The sequence below is a fragment of the Corynebacterium sp. UMB6689 genome, from assembly GCF_030215295.1.
In the GTDB taxonomy this organism is placed as follows: Bacteria; Actinomycetota; Actinomycetes; order Mycobacteriales; family Mycobacteriaceae; genus Corynebacterium; species Corynebacterium aurimucosum.
The window spans coordinates 1-242 of the sequence record NZ_JASOLS010000259.1; the positions used below are offsets into that span (position 1 = coordinate 1).

The window sequence follows — 242 nt, forward strand, 5'->3', positions numbered from 1 at the left end:
TCCCAGAGCTTCTCACTGGTAAATTGCGTTCCGCGGTCAGCGTGAAACACCAGCCCATCAGGAACATCACCGCGCAGCGTATGCGCCATCCGCAGGGCCCGTTCGACCAGGTATGTATCTTGAACGCTATCCATAGCCCAGCCCAGTACCCTGCGGGAATGGCCATCGCGGACTGCACACAGATACAACCAGCCTTCAGCAGTGCGCAGGTAGGTAATATCCGACATCCACACTCGGTTGAG

1 protein-coding gene is annotated in these 242 nt (G+C 57.4%); it reads right to left on the minus strand.

Annotation, left to right across the window (positions count from 1 at the left end; genetic code table 11):
* Positions 1–242: DDE-type integrase/transposase/recombinase (locus tag QP363_RS13430; RefSeq protein ID WP_284764858.1), on the minus strand; the 242-nt coding region annotated here is incomplete at both ends.